General features: G+C 38.3%; 17 protein-coding genes and 1 pseudogene. All 18 read left to right on the top strand.

Annotated elements, in window-relative coordinates:
- The first annotated feature begins 63 nt into the window (after positions 1 to 63).
- The 18 genes and pseudogenes from fakB1 to BJK46_RS02235 all read left to right on the top strand — a co-directional run bounded on the left by fakB1 (position 64) and on the right by BJK46_RS02235 (position 21,968).
- Positions 64 to 948: a fatty acid kinase binding subunit FakB1 gene (gene fakB1 / locus BJK46_RS02320; protein WP_041614914.1), complete on the top strand. Its 885-nt coding sequence runs from the start codon at positions 64 to 66 to the stop codon at positions 946 to 948.
- Between the two features lie 154 nt (positions 949 to 1,102).
- On the top strand, positions 1,103 to 2,389 hold the full coding sequence (locus BJK46_RS02315; protein ID WP_015728758.1) for a DEAD/DEAH box helicase family protein: 1,287 nt from the start codon (positions 1,103 to 1,105) through the stop codon (positions 2,387 to 2,389).
- Between the two features lie 248 nt (positions 2,390 to 2,637).
- Positions 2,638 to 3,054, top strand: a complete 417-nt coding sequence (locus tag BJK46_RS12390; protein ID WP_225549922.1) for a ComF family protein — start codon at positions 2,638 to 2,640, stop codon at positions 3,052 to 3,054.
- A gap of 64 nt (positions 3,055 to 3,118) precedes the next feature.
- Positions 3,119 to 3,679 (top strand): ribosome hibernation-promoting factor, HPF/YfiA family, encoded by a 561-nt coding sequence (hpf, locus tag BJK46_RS02305; RefSeq protein WP_014614506.1) that lies wholly within the window; start codon positions 3,119 to 3,121, stop codon positions 3,677 to 3,679.
- A 422-nt stretch (positions 3,680 to 4,101) separates the two neighbouring features.
- Positions 4,102 to 6,630, top strand: a complete 2,529-nt coding sequence (gene secA / locus BJK46_RS02300; protein WP_014614505.1) for a preprotein translocase subunit SecA — start codon at positions 4,102 to 4,104, stop codon at positions 6,628 to 6,630.
- A 39-nt stretch (positions 6,631 to 6,669) separates the two neighbouring features.
- Positions 6,670 to 7,774 (top strand): peptide chain release factor 2 gene (gene prfB / locus BJK46_RS02295; protein ID WP_099987361.1). Its coding sequence is split into 2 segments (ribosomal slippage): positions 6,670 to 6,741 and positions 6,743 to 7,774, totalling 1,104 coding nucleotides; the frame shifts between segments, so codons are not numbered across the junction.
- Positions 7,775 to 7,981: 207 nt separating this feature from the next.
- Positions 7,982 to 8,623, top strand: coding sequence for a YfbR-like 5'-deoxynucleotidase (locus BJK46_RS02290; RefSeq protein ID WP_014614503.1), 642 nt, complete (start codon positions 7,982 to 7,984; stop codon positions 8,621 to 8,623).
- Positions 8,624 to 8,628: 5 nt separating this feature from the next.
- Complete coding sequence (locus BJK46_RS02285; protein ID WP_103263563.1) at positions 8,629 to 8,874, top strand: CsbA family protein; 246 nt, start codon at positions 8,629 to 8,631, stop codon at positions 8,872 to 8,874.
- 169 nt (positions 8,875 to 9,043) lie between these two features.
- Positions 9,044 to 11,026: an excinuclease ABC subunit UvrB gene (uvrB, locus tag BJK46_RS02280; protein ID WP_014614501.1), complete on the top strand. Its 1,983-nt coding sequence runs from the start codon at positions 9,044 to 9,046 to the stop codon at positions 11,024 to 11,026.
- A 5-nt stretch (positions 11,027 to 11,031) separates the two neighbouring features.
- On the top strand, positions 11,032 to 13,875 hold the full coding sequence (uvrA, locus tag BJK46_RS02275) for an excinuclease ABC subunit UvrA (RefSeq protein ID WP_014614500.1): 2,844 nt from the start codon (positions 11,032 to 11,034) through the stop codon (positions 13,873 to 13,875).
- 3 nt (positions 13,876 to 13,878) lie between these two features.
- Complete coding sequence (locus tag BJK46_RS02270; protein WP_014614499.1) at positions 13,879 to 14,229, top strand: SHOCT-like domain-containing protein; 351 nt, start codon at positions 13,879 to 13,881, stop codon at positions 14,227 to 14,229.
- A gap of 509 nt (positions 14,230 to 14,738) precedes the next feature.
- Positions 14,739 to 15,680, top strand: a complete 942-nt coding sequence (gene hprK / locus BJK46_RS02265; RefSeq protein WP_014614498.1) for an HPr(Ser) kinase/phosphatase — start codon at positions 14,739 to 14,741, stop codon at positions 15,678 to 15,680.
- Positions 15,680 to 16,516 (top strand): prolipoprotein diacylglyceryl transferase, encoded by an 837-nt coding sequence (gene lgt / locus BJK46_RS02260; protein ID WP_014614497.1) that lies wholly within the window; start codon positions 15,680 to 15,682, stop codon positions 16,514 to 16,516. Before hprK ends, lgt begins: the two co-directional genes overlap by 1 nt.
- Before the next feature lie 76 nt (positions 16,517 to 16,592).
- Positions 16,593 to 16,988: pseudogene (locus tag BJK46_RS02255) on the top strand (acyltransferase); the annotation flags it as partial.
- A gap of 34 nt (positions 16,989 to 17,022) precedes the next feature.
- Positions 17,023 to 18,462, top strand: a complete 1,440-nt coding sequence (locus tag BJK46_RS02250; protein ID WP_014614495.1) for a tetratricopeptide repeat protein — start codon at positions 17,023 to 17,025, stop codon at positions 18,460 to 18,462.
- A 62-nt stretch (positions 18,463 to 18,524) separates the two neighbouring features.
- On the top strand, positions 18,525 to 19,457 hold the full coding sequence (gene trxB, locus BJK46_RS02245; RefSeq protein WP_014614494.1) for a thioredoxin-disulfide reductase: 933 nt from the start codon (positions 18,525 to 18,527) through the stop codon (positions 19,455 to 19,457).
- Between the two features lie 605 nt (positions 19,458 to 20,062).
- Positions 20,063 to 20,971, top strand: a complete 909-nt coding sequence (rapZ, locus tag BJK46_RS02240) for an RNase adapter RapZ (protein ID WP_014614493.1) — start codon at positions 20,063 to 20,065, stop codon at positions 20,969 to 20,971.
- A gap of 1 nt (position 20,972) precedes the next feature.
- Complete coding sequence (locus tag BJK46_RS02235) at positions 20,973 to 21,968, top strand: gluconeogenesis factor YvcK family protein (RefSeq protein ID WP_014614492.1); 996 nt, start codon at positions 20,973 to 20,975, stop codon at positions 21,966 to 21,968.
- Positions 21,969 to 21,991: the final 23 nt, after the last annotated feature.

Genomic DNA, 21,991 nt, shown 5'->3' with positions numbered 1-21,991 from the left:
ATGAATGTTTTTGCACATATGCGTGATGAAAATCAAGTGTTTGCTTTAGAGGAGGAAGAAAACATGAAAATAGCTGTCATGACTGATTCAACAAGCTATATCCCTCAACATATATTAGAAAAGAATAATATTCGTACTGTACCGTTAAGTATTACGTTAGAAAACGGTGAAAACTATAAAGAAAATATTTCAATCTTTGCAAACGAATTTCATGAAATATTAAGAACATCAAAATCTATCCCAACAACGAGTCAACCTGCCATTGGTGAAATGATCAGTGCGTACGAAGCCTATAGAGATGAAGGTTACACGGATGTTATTGTTATACATCTTTCAAGTGGTATCAGTGGGGCATATCAAACGGCGATGCAAGCTTCAACAATGGTCGAGGGGATTCGCGTGCATCCAGTCGATTCCAAAATTGCATGTTTACCTGAAGGATCACTTGTATTGCGTGCTCTAGACTTGATTGAACAAGGATTAGATGTCGAAGCAATATTGGCAGACTTAGACGATATGGTACAACATGTAGGGGCGTTTTTAGTTGTAGATGACTTGAAGAACTTGCATAAAAGTGGCCGTATTACAGGTGCTCAAGCGTGGATTGGAAATTTATTAAAAATGAAACCTGTATTGACATTTGAAGATGGTTTGATTGTCCCTTACGAAAAAGTGCGTACGAAAAAAAGAGCGCTAAAGTTAATTGAAGATAAAGCGGTTGAATTATCGAACCAGTATGAACAGTCGACGATTATGGTCATTGGTGGCGATGATAGAACAGAGTCTCAAGGCGTTTACAACGGTCTTAAAGAAAAGTATCCGAATAAAAATATCGTCTTTTCAGAGCTTGGACCTGTCATTACATCACATTTAGGATTAGGTGGATTTGGTATCGGTGTCGTCAATCGTTATATCGATGTTCCTGATTCGGTCAATGTTGAACGTTAACAATAAAATGAGTTTAAAGCAGCTCCCAAGATAGGGGGCTGTTTTTATTTTGGAGAGGTATCGTATTAAAAGTGGACCGGATCAGAAAAATTTTTCCGATAAAAAAAGTAAAATGAGGCGTTGGAACGTGTATGCTATTGAAAGGAGCTTCAAAATGTATTTTAATGGCCAACTTATAACAGACGCGACTTTATACGATGACAATCAAATTATACAAGTAGAAAAGGGGGTGACACGTACATCAACTGGATGGCGATGTACGCGATGTGCAACTGAGGAACGACATCACTTTTATCAATATGAAAGTGATGTAATAAATGACACAATCACCTATTGCCGTCATTGCATTCAAATGGGGCGGATGGATAGTGTGACAGATGTTTTTACATTGAGGAGTGTCACTTGTCGTTCGGAAGCGGCGTATCAGTTGCCTTTTCAGCTGTCGACACAACAGCAATATGCTTCTGAGCATATTGTTCAAGCTGTGCTGCGTCATGAATCATTATTACTTCATGCGGTGACAGGTGCAGGTAAGACTGAAATGATGTTTGAAGCGATTGCTCAAGCACGCCGTCAAGGATATAATGTCGCGGTCGTTTCACCACGGCTAGATGTGGTCATTGAAGTGAGTAGGCGTATTAAGCAAACATTTTTAAATGAAGCGATTGATATTTTACATCAAGCGAGTCGGCAGCAGTATGCAGCACATTTTGTCATTGCGACAGTGCACCAATTGTATCGATTCAAGCGGCATTTTCACGTTATATTTATTGATGAAGTTGATGCTTTTCCACTCGCAATGGACCCGTCTTTAATGCAAACGATTGAAAATGCAGCAAGAATGGAAAAAGCACTCATCTATATGACAGCAACCCCGCCGCCGCATTTAAAAGCGCAATTTGATGATGCACATACAATTACTTTACCTGCAAGATTTCATCAGCATCCTCTAGTGACCCCTAGGTTTAAATATTTTAAGGTTCGAGTGAACAAAGTGCAGTTTTATTTATTAACACGTATGAAAGCACAGCAAGAACAGCAACGGACAACTTTAATTTTTTTCAGTGACATATGTGAAATGAAGCGGTTTTTTAAAACGTATGCGCCCTTAGTGGTCCGTTTAGGATTGGTTTACAGTGAAGACCCTGAGCGGTTATATAAGGTTGAATCTTTACGAAAGGGTCTATACGACATCATGTTAACGACAACCATATTGGAAAGAGGGTTCACGATGCCTTATTTAGATGTATGGGTAGTGGATAGTCATCGCTATACTTCAACAGCCTTAATACAAATCGCTGGACGTGTAGGACGTAAAGCCGTTTGTCCAGATGGTGACGTGTTGTTTTTGCATGAAGGACGCACAAGGGCGATGTATGATGCTCATCGTCAAATTGTTGAAATGAATCAACTCGCAAAGAAACGAGGATGGATTAAATGAAACACTGTCTTTTTTGTATGAACACTATGCATGAAGCGATTTTAATGGCGAACCTCTTTTCGAAAACGCATACTTTATGCCCGAAATGTCATGAATTAATCGAAAATTGTCGTTTTAATGAGACGAATCGATGTGCCTATTGTAAAGGCAATTTAGATCTCTCAGGAGGATGCCGCAATTGTCAGAACCTAACCACTATGGGTGTTCGATTTGAGCGCATTGAACCACTTTTTCATTATGATCATTTTATGAAGACATTGTTACAGCAGTATAAATTTTTAAATGACGTCGCACTTGCGAAAGTTTTTGCATATTACATTCGGGTAAAACTTGTAAAAGATGAACTGATTGTACCGATGCCATCCAGTCAAGATCACGATTTACAACGCACTTTTAATCCAGTTCAAACGATATTACATCATTTGAAATTACCTTATGTCGCATGTTTAAAAATGCGTCCTCGCTCGAAACAATTTGCATTATCACGTTCAGAACGCTATGCAGTCGATAATCCCATTTACTTCGATAGTGATATTTCTCTGGAAAACAAAAGTATTCTCCTTATTGATGATATTTACACGACCGGTCACACTGCTCACTGTGCTGGAAATGTATTATTACAACAAAAAGTCAGAAAATTAAGTATGTTAACGTTTGCGAGATAGCGTAAACATGTTAAAATATAAGTAAGGAATATATTATAAAAAGAGGTTGAAAGGAGCGAGCACTATGATTAACTTTGAAATTCATGGAGACAACCTCACAATCACAGATGCTATTAGAAATTATATTGAGGAGAAAATTGGTAAGTTAGAACGCTATTTCACTAATGTGCCAAATGCAACAGCGCATGTGAAAGTGAAAACATATCAAAATTCAAGTACTAAAATCGAAGTGACAATTCCATTGAAAAATGTAACGCTTCGTGCAGAGGAACGACACGATGATTTATATGCAGGTATCGATTTAATTAATAATAAACTTGAACGTCAAGTTCGTAAGTATAAAACACGTGTCAATCGTAAAAACAGAGACCGTGGTTATGAAGAGGATGTATTTACAGAAGTTGAAGCGACTGAACCAGAAGTGGAACAAGAAGCAACAGCGTCTGATATCGAAATCATTCGTTCTAAAACGTTCAGCTTAAAACCAATGGACTCAGAAGAAGCTGTACTACAAATGAATTTATTAGGACATGACTTCTTCGTGTTTAATGATCGTGAAACAGATGGTACAAGCATTGTTTATCGTCGTAAAGATGGTAAATACGGTTTGATTGAAACTGAATAATCTCTAATCATGATAAAGAGATAGCGTTCATTGCGCAGAACAATTTGATAACTATAAGTCTTGATTGAACGTGTGATGATGCGTGCAAAAAGGGTGGGGCAAGTGTATAAATCTAATCAGATGTATTAGATTTAAAGCTTGTCCCTTCTTTTATCAGATAGGAAATATTTATGTGTGTTTGATTCAAAAGCCTGACTACAAGTTTTTGATTTGGTTGATACGTCGAACGTCTATAAAGTAGGAAGCTGATTCGAATATCATAAAGAAATATCATGCATTGTTATTTGACGGTATGAGGTATTATAATAAAATTGTTAAATGATACGTATATATATAAGTGGTTTGAGTATAAATTTATACCGAAAAATGATATGATGGATAGTTGTAAGCGGCACAGTTTTATGGCTAAAGGAGCGAACAAAATGGGTTTGATAACTAAAATGATTGACGGTAATAAACGAGAAGTCAAACGTTTAAGTAAGTTAGCAGACAAAGTCATCGCATTAGAAGAAGATATTGCGTTGCTAACTGATGAAGAAATGAGAGCAAAGACGAAAGCTTTTCAAGAAGAAGTTCAACAAATAGAAGACATTAAAAAACAGAATAATAAATTAGATGATATTTTACCGGAAGCCTTCGCACTTGTACGTGAAGCTTCTAAACGTGTGTTCAATATGACACCATATAAAGTACAAATCATGGGTGGAATCGCCATTCATAAAGGTGATATTGCAGAGATGAGAACCGGTGAAGGTAAAACATTAACTGCAACGATGCCAACCTATTTAAATGCATTAACTGGTCGCGGTGTGCACGTTATTACGGTAAACGAATATTTATCTAGCGTTCAAAGTGAGGAAATGGCAGAACTGTACAATTTTTTAGGTCTGTCAGTCGGATTGAATCTCAATAGTTTAAGTACAGTAGAAAAACGTGAAGCTTATAGTAAAGACATCACATACAGTACAAATAATGAACTTGGCTTTGACTATTTACGTGACAACATGGTGAATTATAAAGAAGACCGTGTTATGCGTCCATTACATTTTGCGATTATTGATGAAGTCGACTCGATTTTAATCGATGAAGCCCGTACGCCTTTAATTATTTCAGGTGAAGCGGAGAAATCTACATCTTTATATACACAAGCGAATGTGTTTTCAAAAATGCTTAAAGCTGAAGAAGATTATAACTATGATGTACAAACGAAAAGTATTCAATTGACGGAACAAGGTATTGACAAGGCAGAACGTATGTTTAAAATTGAAAACTTATATGATGTGAAACATGTAGATGTGATTCACCATATTAACCTTGCTTTACGTGCGCATTATACAATGCAGCGTGACGTAGATTATATGGTAACGGGTGGCGAAATTCTGATCGTTGACCAATTTACAGGTCGTACAATGCCAGGACGTCGTTTCTCAGAAGGCTTACACCAAGCGATTGAAGCGAAAGAAAATGTCCAAATTCAAAACGAATCTAAGACGATGGCGTCGATTACATTCCAAAACTATTTCAGAATGTACAACAAGTTAGCAGGTATGACAGGTACGGCTAAAACAGAGGAAGAAGAATTCCGTAACATTTACAATATGACTGTAACTCAAATTCCAACGAACCGACCTGTCCAACGTGTCGACCGTTCAGATTTAATTTATGTGAGTCAAAAAGGTAAATTTGATGCGGTTGTCGAAGAAGTGATTGAAAAACATCGCAAAGGTCAACCTGTTTTATTAGGTACTGTTGCAGTTGAAACATCGGAGTATATCTCGAATTTATTGAAAAAACGCGGTATTCGTCATAGTGTTCTTAATGCGAAAAATCATGAAAGAGAAGCAGAAATTGTTTCCGGTGCAGGTCAAAGAGGCGCTGTAACGATTGCGACAAACATGGCTGGACGTGGGACAGACATTAAACTAGGCGAAGGTGTTGAAGAGCTAGGTGGTCTAGCTGTAATTGGCACGGAACGTCATGAATCACGCCGTATTGATGATCAGTTGCGTGGTCGTTCAGGTCGTCAAGGTGATAAAGGGGACAGTCGATTCTATTTATCATTACAAGATGATTTGATGGTGCGCTTCGGTTCAGAACGTATGCAAGCGATGATGAGTCGTCTAGGGATGGATGATTCTACGCCGATTGAATCTAAAATGGTGTCACGTGCTGTAGAGTCTGCACAAAAACGTGTAGAAGGTAACAACTTTGATGCGCGTAAACGTATTTTGGAATATGATGAAGTTTTACGTAAACAACGTGAAATCATGTATGAAGAACGTAATCAAATTATTGACCAAGATCATAGTACGGACCTAGTGATGCAAATGATGCATTCCACATTAGATCGCGCATTGCTACATTACGTGAATGAAGATGAAGAAAAGATGGATTACGAACCACTGATTCACTATGTTCAAGATATCTTTTTACATGAAGGTGACTTAACAGAAAGTGAAATTAATGGCAAAGATAGAGAAGATATGTTTGAAGTCATTTGGGCGAAAATTGAAGCTGCATATAATCGTCAAAAAGATCAACTTGGCGACCGTATGCCGGAGTTTGAACGTATGATATTATTGCGTTCAATCGACAATCATTGGACATCACATATTGATACAATGGACCAACTCCGTCAAGGGATCCATTTACGTTCGTATGGTCAACAAAATCCATTGCGTGACTATCAAAATGAAGGACATCAATTGTTCGATATAATGATGCAAAGTATTGAAGAAGATGTCAGCAAATATATCCTGAAATCTGTCATCACGGTAGAAGAAGATGTTGAACGTGAGAAAACGAAAGAGTTAGAAGGTAAACACGTTTCAGCTGAAGATGGCAAAGAAAAAGTTAAACCACAACCTATTGTAAAAGAGCATGAGGTCGGACGTAATGAAACATGTCCATGTGGAAGCGGCAAAAAATATAAAAATTGCCACGGTAAATAGCGGTGGCAATAGTTGAATATTTAAAAGGAGCGATACATGATGGAATTGTCCGAACTTAAACGCAATCTGGATAGTTATAGTGCAAAATTAGAACAACTTAGGGGGTCTCTTTGACTTAGAAAACAAAGAGACGAACATCCAAGAATATGAAGAGATGATGGCGGACCCACAATTTTGGGATAATCAAGAGCGTGCGCAAACGATTATCGATCAAAACAATGCGATAAAGTCTGTTGTAAACAATTACTATGAAGTTGCTGAAACGCTTGAAGAGATGGTTGCGACGTATGAATTGCTACAAGAAGAATACGATGACGAAATGAAAGATGATTTAGAACAAGAAGTCATTGGATTTCAAACGAAAGTAGACCAATTCGAATTGCAACTCTTGCTAGATGGCGAGCATGATGCAAACAATGCTATTCTCGAGTTACATCCTGGTGCAGGTGGCACAGAATCTCAAGACTGGACAAATATGTTGTTACGGATGTATCAACGTTATTGTGAACAGCAAGGTTTCAAAGTGGAAATTGTCGATTATCAAGCGGGCGATGAAGCAGGTGTGAAGAGTGTTACAATGCTCGTCAAAGGACACAATGCTTATGGCTATTTAAAAGCAGAAAAAGGCGTGCACCGTCTCGTCCGTATTTCGCCTTTTGATTCTTCGGGTCGTCGCCATACGTCATTTGCGTCATGCGATGTCATTCCTGAATTTAACAATGAAAAAATCGAAGTTGAAATCAATTCAGACGATATTACTGTGGATACTTTCCGTGCTTCAGGTGCAGGGGGGCAGCATATTAACAAAACTGAATCAGCCATCCGTATTACGCACCATCCGACAGGTATCGTAGTGAATAACCAAAATGAACGTTCGCAAATTAAAAACCGAGAAGCAGCTATGAAAATGTTGAAAGCAAAACTTTATCAACTCGAGTTAGAACAAAAAGAGCAAGAACTTGCTGCCATTCGTGGTGAACAAAAAGATATTGGGTGGGGCAGTCAAATTCGTTCTTACGTTTTCCATCCTTATTCTATGGTGAAAGATCATCGCACAAATGAGGAGACGGGTAACGTCAACGCAGTCATGGACGGTGAGATTGGTCCGTTTATCGAAGCGTATTTAAGACATCAAATGCAATAAGATGAAGTGTATATCCAACTAGGGGCTAGGGCATTCAATTGTTCAAGCCCCTGAATTATATGGGTGATGAAGACGTTTGATGTTTGGTACGAGCACGTGCAAGTATTTTTTCAAAAGTTGGAGAAACAAGTGATATAAATAATATAAATATGTTAATATAATCAACAAATGGACATCAAATGTAAATATGACAGGAGGAGGTTGATTATGGGAATTCATCAATATTTTAAAAGGTTATCAGACTTAGAAAAGCTCATTCGATTACCTGGGAAATTTAAATACTTCGAGCATAATGTAGCCGCACACTCTTTTAAAGTTACAAAAATTGCTCAGTATTTAGGTACAGTTGAAGAGCATCACGGTAAGACAGTGGATTGGAAAAGTTTATACGAAAAAGCGCTCAACCACGACTTTGCCGAAGTGTTTACAGGAGATATTAAAACGCCTGTGAAGTATGCGAGTGGTGAATTGAAAAAACTGTTTTCACAAGTAGAAGAGGAAATGGTTGATACATTCATTAAAGAAGAAATTCCGGAACAGTATCAAGATATTTACCGTCGTCGCTTGCAAGAAGGCAAAGATGACTCGTTAGAAGGACAAATTCTATCAGTCGCAGATAAGATTGATTTATTGTATGAAACATTTGGTGAAATTCAAAAACGTAATCCTGAACCTCTATTTTTTGAAATATATGAGATGAGTCTTGAAACGATTATGCAATTTGATCATCTGGCTTCCGTACAGGATTTTATTGAAAATATTATTCCAGAAATGTTAACTGAAAGATTTATACCACGCACTGAATTAAAAGAAATGACGATGCAAATCCTAAATAAAAGAAAGATGTGATAGGGTTGATTTGGTATCTACTGGCCGCTTTTTTTCCTTGTGTCCTTGTGGTTATTTTCAGCACGATAACGAGAAGTAAATGGATGGGGACGCTCATTACATTAGTTGTAATCGGTGCATCAGTTTATAAAGGTTTTTTTCATAATGAATGGATTATTTTCCTTGACGTTGTATCATTGTTAGCAGGGTATATTATTGTAGAAGAACTAAAAATTCATCATATCGAACATGATAAAGAGGGCGGCATGTAATCGTTGTGCATACGCCTTCACAATTATAGCGACATCAGGAGTGAATCTGACACAGTTTGAAGGTAATCAGAAGCACTCCTCTTTGTGTTGGATTACGAACAAATGTTTGTATTTTATCATTGTGTTCTGTTAAAATATGAGTATTAAGTAGATAGGAGGCGGACAGTGAATGGAGCATCACGACTTTAAAATTGCTTCAAATTTCGAACCACAAGGGGATCAACCCCAAGCTATCAAAGCACTGGTAAAAGGAATAGAAGAAGGTAAACGTCACCAAACATTACTCGGTGCAACAGGTACGGGTAAAACATTTACGATGAGCAATGTCATTAAAGAAGTGGGCAAACCGACGCTGATTATTGCCCACAACAAAACGTTAGCGGGGCAATTGTACAGTGAGTTCAAAACCTTCTTCCCTGAAAATAGAGTGGAATATTTTGTTAGTTACTACGACTATTACCAACCAGAAGCGTATGTTCCGTCTACCGATACGTTTATTGAAAAAGATGCGTCAATTAACGATGAAATAGACCAACTCCGACATTCAGCAACGAGTGCGCTGTTTGAACGAGATGATGTCATTATTATCGCCAGTGTAAGTTGTATTTACGGTTTAGGTAATCCAGATGAATACCGTGACTTAGTTGTAAGCATTCGTGTAGGGATGGAAATGGATAGAAGTGAGTTATTGCGAAAGCTTGTTGACGTACAATATACACGAAACGACATTGACTTTAGACGCGGAACATTTAGAGTACGCGGCGATGTCGTTGAGATTTTCCCAGCTTCACGTGAAGAGTTATGTATTCGTGTGGAATTTTTTGGTGATGAAGTAGACCGTATTAGTGAAATTAACTATTTAACAGGCGAAGTATTAAAAGAACGTGAACATTTTGCACTTTTCCCAGCTTCTCACTTCGTAACCCGTGAAGAAAAAATGAAGATTGCAATTGAGCGTATTGAAAAAGAATTAGAAGAACAACTAGCATATTTAAGAAGTGAAAATAAATTACTCGAGGCGCAACGTTTAGAACAACGAACAAATTATGATTTAGAGATGATGCGCGAAATGGGCTTTACATCAGGGATTGAGAACTATTCGGTTCATCTTACATTGCGACCACTCGGTTCTACACCGTACACTTTGTTAGATTATTTTGGTGATGATTGGCTTATTATGATTGATGAGTCGCATGTGACGTTACCTCAAATTCGTGGAATGTACAATGGAGACCAAGCACGAAAACAAGTGTTAGTTGAGCATGGTTTCCGTCTTCCAAGTGCATTAGACAATAGACCATTGAAGTTTGAAGAGTTCGAACAAAAAGCGAAACAACTCGTTTATGTATCGGCGACACCAGGTCCATATGAAATCGAACATACAGATGAAATGATTGAACAAATTATTCGACCAACTGGCTTGTTAGATCCAAAAATCGAAGTCCGTCCTACGAAAAATCAGATCGATGACTTGCTCAGTGAAATTCAAGAACGAACAGAACAAGGCGAACGTGTACTGATCACAACGTTAACGAAAAAAATGAGTGAGGATTTAACGACTTATTTAAAAGAAGCCGGTGTAAAGGTCAATTATTTGCACTCTGAAATTAAAACATTAGAACGGATTGAAATCATTAGAGATTTACGTATGGGAACATTTGATGTGCTCATCGGTATTAACCTGCTTAGAGAGGGACTTGATATTCCAGAAGTCTCATTAGTGGTGATTTTGGATGCGGATAAAGAAGGTTTCTTACGTTCTGAGCGTTCGTTAATCCAAACGATGGGCCGTGCAGCGCGTAATGATAAAGGGCATGTCATCATGTATGCAGATCGAATAACGGATTCCATGAAAGTCGCGATTGATGAAACGGAACGACGTCGTGAAATTCAAATCGCATACAATGAAAAACATGGCATTGTACCGAAAACAATTAATAAAGAGATTCATGATGTCATTAGTGCAACGGTCGAAACGGATGAAACAAATGAAGATCAACGTAAAGAAGTACCGAAGAAAATGACGAAAAAAGAACGTGAAAAAACGATTGAAAATGTTGAAAAAGAAATGAAAGAAGCAGCAAAAGCATTAGATTTCGAAAGAGCAACCGAATTAAGAGATTTATTATTTGAATTAAAATCAAAAGGGTGAAACGCATGGAAGAACCATCAATCGTAGTGAAAGGGGCCCGTGCCCACAATTTAAAAAATGTTGATATCGAATTGCCAAAAAATCAGTTAATTGTCATGACAGGACTGTCAGGATCGGGGAAGTCCTCGCTCGCATTTGATACGATTTATGCGGAAGGGCAACGTCGATATGTGGAGTCTTTAAGCGCATATGCTCGTCAGTTTTTAGGGCAAATGGATAAACCAGACGTAGATACAATTGAAGGTTTATCTCCAGCGATATCGATTGATCAAAAGACAACGAGTAAAAACCCACGTTCAACGGTGGCGACTGTAACAGAAATTTACGATTATATTCGTCTCCTTTATGCGCGTATCGGAAAGCCTTTTTGTCCCAATCATGGTATCGAAATCGAATCACAAACCGTACAACAAATGGTTGATCGTATTATGGAATTGGAAGAACGTACGAAAATCCAACTATTAGCACCTGTTGTGAACCATCGTAAAGGGACGCATGAAAAATTATTAACGGACATTAGTAAAAAAGGTTATGTACGTGTGCGTGTTGACGGTGAAATTATGGACGTGACACAAGTACCGGAACTTGATAAAAATAAAAACCACACGATTGAAATCGTCGTGGACCGTTTAGTCGTGAAACCGGGTATTGAAACACGTTTAGCAGATTCCATCGAGACCGTACTTGAATTAGCAGACGGTCGACTCGTCGTGGACATTATTGATGGAGATAAGCTAGAGTTTTCAGAAAAGCATGCATGTCCAATTTGTGGTTTTTCAATCGGTGAATTAGAGCCGAGAATGTTCAGTTTTAATAGTCCGTTTGGCGCGTGTCCAACGTGTGATGGTTTAGGACAAAAGCTAACTGTAGACTTGGATTTAGTCGTTCCGGATAAAGATAAAACGCTGAATGAAGGCGCCATTTTACCGTGGGAGCCGACAAGTTCGGACTTTTATCCATCGATGTTAAAACGTGTATGTGAAGTATACAAAATCAATATGGACAAACCATTTAAAAAATTAACTGAACGCCAAAGAAACATCATTTTATACGGTTCTGGGGACAAAGAAATTGAGTTTACATTCAAGTCGAAATTCGGTCAAGAGCGTAAACGTACGATGCCGTTTGAAGGGGTGGTCCCGAATATTGAGCGCCGTTACCACGAATCACCTTCAGAATACGTACGTGAAATGATGCAAAAATATATGGGTGAACAAGTGTGTGAGACGTGTCATGGCCAACGATTGAGTCGCGAAGCATTGTCGGTGTACGTGGCAGGTAAAAATGTCGGCGAAGTGGTGGAACAATCCATTAAAGAAGCTTTGACATATTACGAAAATATTGAGCTAACTGAACAAGACGCACAAATTGCTCATTTAATTTTAAAAGAGATTACGTCGCGGTTAGCTTTTTTAAATAACGTTGGACTCGATTATTTAACGCTGAACCGTTCATCTGGCACATTGTCAGGTGGGGAAGCGCAACGTATTCGACTCGCAACACAAATCGGTTCTCGTTTGTCAGGTGTCTTGTACGTGCTAGATGAGCCATCTATTGGTTTACATCAACGTGACAACGATCGTTTGATTCATACATTACAAGAAATGCGTGATCTTGGAAACACATTAATTGTGGTTGAACACGATGAAGACACGATGATTGCGGCAGACTACCTTGTTGATATTGGCCCAGGTGCAGGTGAGCACGGCGGTGAAGTCGTTGCGAGCGGTACGCCGAAACAAGTGATGCGTAACGCCAAATCACTCACTGGTCAATATTTAAGTGGTAAAAAGTTCATTCCCGTTCCGGAACATCGTCGTCCAGTGACTGACCGTAAAATTTCAGTCAAAGGTGCGCGCAGTAATAACCTCAAAAATGTCGACGTTGATTTTCCGCTCTCTGTCATGAATGTTGTGACAGGTGTATCAGGTTCAGGAAAAAGTTCGCTCGTGAATGAAGTGTTGTACAAATCATTGGCTAAAGCGATTAATAAATCAAAAATCAAACCTGGTGAACATGACGAAATTACAGGTATGGATCAAATCGATAAAATTATTGATATCGATCAGTCGCCTATTGGAAGAACGCCGCGTTCTAATCCAGCCACATATACAGGCGTATTTGATGATATTCGAGACGTCTTTGCCTCAACGAACGAAGCAAAAGTACGTGGTTATCAAAAAGGGCGTTTTAGTTTTAACGTTAAAGGTGGCCGTTGTGAAGCATGTAAAGGTGATGGTATTATAAAAATAGAGATGCATTTTCTGCCTGATGTGTATGTGCCTTGTGAAGTATGTCATGGCAAACGTTACAATCGTGAGACGTTGGAAGTCACTTATAAAGGAAAAAATATTGCTGACGTGTTAGAGATGACTGTAGAAGACGCAACTCAATTTTTTGAAAACATTCCTAAAATCAAACGCAAATTACAAACTTTAGTCGATGTTGGATTAGGTTATATTACGCTTGGGCAGCCTGCAACGACACTTTCAGGTGGAGAAGCGCAACGTGTTAAACTTGCCTCAGAATTACACAAACGAGCAACAGGACGCTCAATCTATATTCTCGATGAACCGACAACAGGCTTACATGTCGATGATATTAGTCGATTGTTAAAAGTGCTCAATCGACTTGTTGAAAATGGTGATACCGTTGTAATCATCGAACATAATTTAGATGTCATTAAAACAGCAGATAACTTAATTGATTTAGGCCCTGAAGGTGGTGACGGTGGCGGTACGATTCTTGCGACAGGGACACCTGAAGAAATTGCCGCTATCCCAGAATCTTATACGGGTCGTTATCTTAAAACTGTATTAGCGCGTGATAAGGAACGAATGGAGGGCTAAGCCATGGAAGAAGCTAAAGTCAAAGTATTGGAATTACTGAAAGATGGCAAAATTTCTGTAGAAGAAGCAACGACATTATTGGACGCGATGACAACGGAAGAAAAAGTAACACATGCTACAACGACAAATAAAAGTGATCGTACTGAAAAGACGACGCGTGATTTTGAAGAGACGGTAGAGGGTTTTGTGAATAACACATTGGATAGTGTAGCGAGTTTGTTAAAGCATGGTCAAAAGCTTATTAATGTGAATCGTGATAAAGTGAAAGAAATGAGTGAAAGTGAACGTCAAGCGGCTTTGAAAAAAGTGGAGGAGACGTTGAATGAAGTGAGAGAGAAAATGAAGAAAGATTAATAGGTGAGGAAGTGTACTGTGAATGGTATGCTTCCTTTTGTTTTGCCACATATGTTTCACATAGACTAGGTTGTCATCATACATAGATTGTCACACCGTGCTGCACGTTCTTACGGTTTCACAATGAAAGCTGTGTGGTTAATACTACATCGCATTGATTCAACCTGAAAACGTGAATAACATTTTAGATTCGCTGCCTCAAAGTAATCCATTTTTTCAAACTAAAGTTGCGTATCTCTCATGCGTTTTTAATGGTATACTTTGAATTCTAAAGGGTACTGCAAAAAAGATGGGATATGTGTTAAGATATAGCGATGCTCATACGGATACACTGAACTTTTGATAATGGAAATGCACAACAAAGCTAGCACGTTTTTCGTGATTTTGCATACGTGTTGAAATGTGTTTCAATTGTGGAGATTCATGTATAATGAAACAAGTAATGCGTAGTCAAAAGTGATTAAAAATAATGTTTGATTTAAAGTAAACAGTAAAACTGAGGTGATTAGATGTTAACGACGCAAGATTTAGTTAAGCGATTTAATTTGAATGTGGTCGCTGGTGAAGCGGGGTTAAATCGTCCAATACGTAATACAGATATTTCAAGGCCCGGTTTGGAAATGGCAGGGTATTTTTCTCACTACGCTTCCAATCGTATTCAACTTTTGGGTACAACGGAACTATCTTTCTACAATTTATTACCAGATGCTGAACGTCAAGGACGTATGCGCAAACTTTGCCGTCCTGAAACGCCAGCCATTATTATTACACGAGGGCATGATGCGCCGGATGAGTTGTTAGAGGCGGCAGAGGAGTTAGATACGCCATTGATTTATGTCGAAGAAGCAACGACACGTGTCATGGGGCGTTTGACGACGTATCTCGAACATGAACTTGCTAATTCTACATCGTTACATGGTGTCCTCGTCGATGTGTATGGTGTCGGTGTATTAATTACAGGTGATTCCGGTATAGGTAAAAGTGAAACAGCTTTGGAACTTGTGAAACGTGGTCATCGTCTTGTTGCGGATGATAACGTAGAAATCAAAGAGATTACGAAAGATCAACTCATTGGTAAGGCGCCTAAAATCATTGAACATTTGCTAGAAATTAGAGGATTGGGCATTATTAACGTGATGACATTGTTTGGTGCGGGTTCGATTTTAACGCAAAAACGCATTCGCTTAAACATCAATCTGGAAACTTGGCATCAAGATAAATTGTATGACCGTGTCGGTTTAAATCATGAAACACTTAAGATTTTAGATACCGAAATTACGAAAAAAACGATTCCTGTTCGTCCAGGGCGAAATGTAGCTGTCATCATTGAAGTGGCGGCCATGAATTACCGCTTGAATATTATGGGAATTAATACAGCAGAAGAGTTTAATGAACGTTTAAATGCTGAAATCTTAAAAAACAGTCAACAAGATAAAGGAGACATAGAATAATGATAGGATACATTGATCCAGTCGCTTTTTCCTTGGGCGGCTTAGAAGTGAAATGGTACGGTATTATCATAGCGAGCGCGATTTTAATTGGGTATTGGATTGCACAAAAAAGTGCACAGTCAGTCGGTTTCCACGAAGATGATCTTGTCAATATTTTATTAGTTTGTGTATTTGTTGCGATTATTAGTGCGCGTTTATATTTCGTGCTTTTCCAACTGGATTATTATATTCAAAATCCGATAGAAATTCCGATGATATGGCATGGCGGTATTGCAATACACGGTGGTCTCATCGGTGCGTTTGCGATGGGTACTTACTATTGTTATCGCAAAAACTGGCATCCGTTTCAATTAGGTGATGTGGTGGCACCAAGCATTATTTTAGCACAAGGTATTGGACGTTGGGGTAACTTTATGAACCACGAAGCGCACGGCGGTCCAGTGAGCCGTTCATTTTTAGAATCGTTACACTTACCACAATTTATTATTGAAAATATGCAAATCAACGGCATTTATTACCAACCGACATTTTTATATGAATCGATTTGGGATGTTATCGGTTTTATTATTTTAATCACTATCCGTCGTCATTTGAAAATCGGCGAAACATTTTTCATCTATATCATTTGGTATTCGGTCGGTCGTTTTTACATAGAAGGCTTACGTACAGACAGTTTGATGTTAACGGAGACGATTCGAATTGCACAAGCGGTCTCAATTGTATGCATTATCATCGGTGTTATCTTTATTGTATGGCGTCGACTTAAAAAAGATGTCCCGCTCTATCGCGAAGTGAACGTGCTCAATTGGCCGTTCGACAAGAAAGGAAAACGTTAAGTTGAAGCGACGACTTAAAGTTTATCCTGCGGGCTGTCATAATGCATTACATGATCTGTATCGTTATATCCGCTTTATGCGACTTCTTAAAAATACGCTCATTATTGAAATAGCCAGATATGTCCCTCACGTAGGTGTGAAACGATGGATGTACTGCCGTTTATTAAAAATGACGATAGGTGAAAAAACTGCATTTGCTTTTAAAGCGGTGCCTGATTTATTATATCCAGAAAAAATAAAAATTGGTCATAACGTCATCATTGGTTATAATACGACTTTATTAACCCATGAATTTTTAACTGAATCGTTAAGAGTCGGTGAAGTTGAAATCGGGGACCATACGATGATTGGTGCGAATGTGACCGTATTACCAGGTGTGAAAATCGGTAGCCACGTTCAAATTGGTGCGGGGAGTGTCGTTTCTAAAGATATTCCCGATTATACTGTGGCGTATGGCAATCCGATACAACTGCACTCAAAACATTAGAAAAGAGAGGTGACAATGGATGACACAAAAACGAAATATTATACAGTTCAGCGATGATGTGGCACTTTATGAACGTCTAGCAAAACAAAAAATACAACAACAAGATTATGTAAAAGCACAACGCTATTTAGAAAAAGTGTTAGCGTTGTCACCAGATTGTTTTGAGGCGAAACAGCAACTTGCGACATGTTTTATCAAGTTAAATGCGCCAGGACGTGCTGAAGCAATTTATTATGAAGAAATCAGTAAGGGGAATGAATTGGAAGCTTCTTACTATGAATTAAGTCAGTTGAATATTGATTTAAATGAGCCAAACAAAGCGTATTTATTCGGTTTAAGTTATGCTTTTTTAGCTGATGACGAAGCCTATCGAGAAGAGTTGGAAGACTTATTTGAAGTGGCATTCAACGGCGAACATCCGCTTGAAGAAGAAAGTCAGTTGTTTGTCGTACAAGTCATTTTTCAATATTTATTCGGTCAAGGCCGTTTGGTAGAAGCGCGTGAGTATTTGTTGAGACAGGACGAAGAAATTCAAGATAATCGAATCATCCGTAATTTGCTCGCGATGTGTTATCTTTATTTAAATGAAAACAAAATCGCTCAAGAGATGTTTGAGCGTTTGTTGAAAGAGGACCCTTCCGATGTGCATGCGTTATGTCATTACACTTTGTTACTCTACAACATGAATCAACAAACACGCTTCCAAAATTATGTGAAAATATTAAACAAAATCCGACCGATGAATGATGAAGAGTCTTTTAAGCTTGGGATTGTGCTCAGTTATTTAAAGCAGTATCCAGCCTCTCAACAGTTGTTAGTGCCACTTCACCGCAAAGGCAAGTTTCAGACCTTTCAACTGTTTCATGCGCTTTCATTCAATTATTATTACCTAGGAAATATCGAGCAAAGCCATCACTTTTGGCAAGTGTTAACTCAATTTTCGAAAGCGAATCGTGGTTTTCCACCATGGGTCATTGAGGAAAGTGCCCATTATTTTAATCAACATGTGGAGCCTTTGTTGCTAAGTGATGATCAACATGAACGTTTGTACGGTCTCTTTTTGTTAAATCAACTCAACGGTAAAGAAATTTTGATGACGAAAGAAGTTTGGACGATTTTAGAATCAATGGGAGATTATGAAAAATTGTATCTCTCTTATCTCATTCAAAATCTGCAACTGAGAAAACTACACTTTATTCATCAAGGTATGGAGATACTTTATCGCCTCCCAGAAACACAATCTTATGCCTCTCTCTTTTTAAGTTGGATTAGTTATGCAGAAAGTCTATTAGTCGAGCAAGTCGACCAGGAACAAGTGGAAGCGTATGTGGCTGCGGTCGCTTATCTCTTTTTCAATCAAAAAGAAGACCATGATATGACGCGACCACAAATTATTGAACATTTTGATGTGGCAACCGATGCTTTTGAACAAGCACTTCAGCATCTGTTGAGCATTTAAATTTGAGTCCATGAATTAAATGTTGTAAAATGCGTATGATGAAATTAAAGGAGGAACAGATCATGTCAGAACAAGTAAGATATGATGTTGCGATTATTGGTGCAGGACCAGCAGGCATGACAGCTGCTGTTTATGCTTCACGTGCGAATTTAAATACAGTAATGATTGAACGTGGTATGCCAGGTGGACAAATGGCAAACACTGAAGAAGTAGAAAACTTTCCAGGTTTCGAAATGATTTCAGGACCTGATCTTTCAAGTAAGATGTTTGATCATGCTAAAAAATTCGGCGCTGAGTACAAATATGGCGATATTAAAGGCATCGAAGATAAAGGCGATTACAAAGTCATTGATTTTGGTTCTAGTACACTTGAGGCGACAGCTGTGATTATTGCGACAGGTGCGGAATACAAAAAAGTGGGCGTACCCGGAGAAGAACAGCTCGGAGGTCGCGGTGTCAGCTACTGTGCTGTATGTGATGGTGCTTTCTTTAAAAACAAAAATATCTATGTCATCGGTGGTGGCGATTCAGCAGTAGAAGAAGGTACGTTCTTAACTAAATTCGCTAGCAAAGTAACAATCGTACACCGTCGTGACCAATTAAGAGCACAAAAAATTCTCCAAGACCGTGCTTTTAAAAACGATAAAATTGATTTTATTTGGAATCACACACTTAAATCTGTCAATGAAAAAGACGGTAAGGTCGGTTCATTAACACTTGTTTCAACGGTGGATGGCACTGAACAAACAGTAGAAGCAGATGGATTATTTGTATATGTAGGTATGAAGCCTCTTACACAACCATTTGAAAACTTAGGTATCACAAACGAAGCAGGTTATATTGTGGCAAACGATGATATGAGTACTGCCATTAAAGGTATTTTCGTAGCAGGAGACGTTCGTGAAAAAGGCTTACGTCAAATTGTGACAGCAACAAGTGACGGTAGTATTGCCGCTCAAAGTGCACAAGAATATATCGAAAGCTTACATGACTAATTTTTAAACACTTGACATTGAATCAACAGGAGCTGGGACCCCGTTTCCAGTTCTTTTTTTATAGCATTTAAAGGAATGTCTGTGATATTGAATTATTCTTGAAAATTTTATTGATTGAATTTCATCGCGTATGCATGAACCACAATTGGAAATAGGATAAGTGGTCAATGTTCATGTGATAACGCAATGATTTCAAAAACATAGGCGTTACGAGATTCACTTCCTCTCTCTTCTAATAATCATGAATATATGAATTGTTTCTAAGTAGAGGTTAAATTGGACAAAAAAATGACGCTATTGTTTTTTGATTTCATAATCTTGCTCTCAGTTTTTCTATATTTGATGTAAGATTGCCTAGAAGGCTAAGATGCCTAAGGGATAAAGTTGAAAGCAAGCCGAGTTGAGTTGTAGAGCCAGCCTCTAGCAAAAGAGAAGTCACGATGGCACTCAAAAACCACAAACCCAAACCAAAGGAGGAGGGCAAGTTAAACAAATGCTTTATCCATCAGTAGCATCAAAATTTTGATGTCCTATATCCATCCCTCTATAACTTTAGACTGTTTTCATGTAAACTAATAGAGAATATGATTGGATGGTGGTTAATAATGCAACATGAAGAAAATAATGAAATCGTAAAAAGTGAACTCCTTGTTGTCACAGGCCTATCTGGTGCAGGGAAATCATTAGTCATTCAAAGTTTAGAAGACTTAGGCTATTTCTGTGTCGACAACTTACCGCCGATTTTACTTCCGAAATTTGTAGAGTTAATGGAACAAGGTAATCCGTCGATGCAAAAAGTTGCTGTAGGGATTGACTTGAGAGGACGCGAATTTTTCCAATATTTAGTACGTGAAATCGATGCAGTACAAAGTCGCAAAGATGTTATTGTCGATGTGCTATTCGTTGATGCAGATACTGAAAAGCTCATTTCACGCTATAAAGAAACACGTCGTAAACATCCTCTACAAGAACATACCGAGTTACCGCTCGTCAAAGCCATCAATGAAGAACGTAAATTACTAGCAGAAATCAGAAGTTTGGCGAATTACACTTTAGATACAACAACGTTATCACCTAAAGCCTTGAGAAAACGTGTTTATGAATATTTTAACAAAGAAAATAAATCAACATTTACAATCAATGTTTCTAGTTTTGGTTTCAAGCATGGCATTCAAATCGATGCAGATTTAGTATTTGATGTCCGCTTTTTACCGAACCCATACTATGTGCCTGAATTGCGACCACTCACAGGTATGGATGAAGATGTTTATAAATATGTGATGAAGTGGAAAGAAACGAATACATTTTATGAAAAACTATTAGATTTATTGTTATTTATGATTCCCGGTTATAAAAAAGAAGGCAAATCGCAACTCGTTATCGCAATTGGGTGTACGGGTGGTCAGCATCGCTCAGTCGCACTAGCACAACGTTTAGCTGAAGAACTAAAGCAAATTTATGATTATAATGTGTATGTTCATCATCGTGATGCGCATATAGAAAGTGGCGAGTAAAATGAAACAACTTAAATTAGTACTGATTGGTGGAGGTACTGGTTTATCCGTTTTGGCAAGAGGATTAAAAACTTTTCCGATAGATATTACAGCAATTGTGACAGTAGCAGATGACGGTGGCAGCACGGGGAAAATCAGAGATGAGATGGATATTCCGGCGCCAGGAGATGTACGTAACGTATTGGCTGCTTTAAGTGATGTAGAACCGACACTTGAGCAACTGTTTCAATATCGATTTAAAGAAGATCAAATTAGCGGTCACTCATTGGGGAACTTGCTGATTGCGGCTTTAACGAATATTACTCATGATTTCGGTCATGCTGTGAAAGAATTAAGTAAAATTTTAAATATTAAAGGCCGCGTTATACCGTCGACGATTTCGAGTGTCTCTTTGAACGCGGAGATGGAAGATGGTGAAATTGTCACAGGGGAGTCTAATATTCCAAGAAAACAAAAGAAGATTAAGCGTGTGTTTCTAGAGCCTGCAGATGTCCAACCAATGGACGAAGCAATTGAAGCATTGCGTGAAGCGGATTTGATTGTGTTAGGTCCGGGTTCTTTGTATACGAGTGTGATTTCAAACTTGTGCGTCAAAGGCATTGCTAATGCGATAGTCGAAAGTGACGCGAAAAAATTATATGTTTCTAACATTATGACGCAACCGGGTGAAACAGATCATTACACAGTCATGGATCATATCGATGCCATTCATCAACAACTCGGTAATCATGTGCTTGATTTTGTGATTGCGAATCAACTAGAATTTTCACCTCAGATTATTGAAAAATATGAATCAAAGGGCGCAAAGCCTGTGTATTATAATAAGGATGAATTGAATCAACTCGGTGTACAGCTCGTGACAGGACAGCATCTTGTAGAAGTTTCAGAACATGATTATGTGCGCCATCGTACAGAAGTTTTGGCAGAAATGATTTATGAAATTGCCTTACAAGAAATTAGTACGATTCAGTTTGACCCAGATCAATTCAAATCCTAATTGTAGCCATTTTGAACCATAGT

The sequence above is a fragment of the Staphylococcus pseudintermedius genome, from assembly GCF_001792775.2.
Taxonomy (GTDB): domain Bacteria; phylum Bacillota; class Bacilli; order Staphylococcales; family Staphylococcaceae; genus Staphylococcus; species Staphylococcus pseudintermedius.
The sequence above is the reverse complement of the archived record's forward strand: the minus strand, read 5'-3'. Positions and strand labels throughout refer to the sequence as shown.

Bases quoted from the DNA above. Each gene is read 5' to 3' on its own strand.
- fakB1 (WP_041614914.1), top strand. From the start codon at position 64: ATGAAAATAGCTGTCATGACTGATTCAACAAGCTATATCCCTCAACAT.
- BJK46_RS02315 (WP_015728758.1), top strand. From the start codon at position 1,103: ATGTATTTTAATGGCCAACTTATAACAGACGCGACTTTATACGATGAC.
- BJK46_RS12390 (WP_225549922.1), top strand. From the start codon at position 2,638: ATGAAGACATTGTTACAGCAGTATAAATTTTTAAATGACGTCGCACTT.
- hpf (WP_014614506.1), top strand. From the start codon at position 3,119: ATGATTAACTTTGAAATTCATGGAGACAACCTCACAATCACAGATGCT.
- secA (WP_014614505.1), top strand. From the start codon at position 4,102: ATGGGTTTGATAACTAAAATGATTGACGGTAATAAACGAGAAGTCAAA.
- BJK46_RS02290 (WP_014614503.1), top strand. From the start codon at position 7,982: ATGGGAATTCATCAATATTTTAAAAGGTTATCAGACTTAGAAAAGCTC.
- uvrB (WP_014614501.1), top strand. From the start codon at position 9,044: ATGGAGCATCACGACTTTAAAATTGCTTCAAATTTCGAACCACAAGGG.
- uvrA (WP_014614500.1), top strand. From the start codon at position 11,032: ATGGAAGAACCATCAATCGTAGTGAAAGGGGCCCGTGCCCACAATTTA.
- BJK46_RS02270 (WP_014614499.1), top strand. From the start codon at position 13,879: ATGGAAGAAGCTAAAGTCAAAGTATTGGAATTACTGAAAGATGGCAAA.
- hprK (WP_014614498.1), top strand. From the start codon at position 14,739: ATGTTAACGACGCAAGATTTAGTTAAGCGATTTAATTTGAATGTGGTC.
- lgt (WP_014614497.1), top strand. From the start codon at position 15,680: ATGATAGGATACATTGATCCAGTCGCTTTTTCCTTGGGCGGCTTAGAA.
- BJK46_RS02250 (WP_014614495.1), top strand. From the start codon at position 17,023: ATGACACAAAAACGAAATATTATACAGTTCAGCGATGATGTGGCACTT.
- trxB (WP_014614494.1), top strand. From the start codon at position 18,525: ATGTCAGAACAAGTAAGATATGATGTTGCGATTATTGGTGCAGGACCA.
- rapZ (WP_014614493.1), top strand. From the start codon at position 20,063: ATGCAACATGAAGAAAATAATGAAATCGTAAAAAGTGAACTCCTTGTT.
- BJK46_RS02235 (WP_014614492.1), top strand. From the start codon at position 20,973: ATGAAACAACTTAAATTAGTACTGATTGGTGGAGGTACTGGTTTATCC.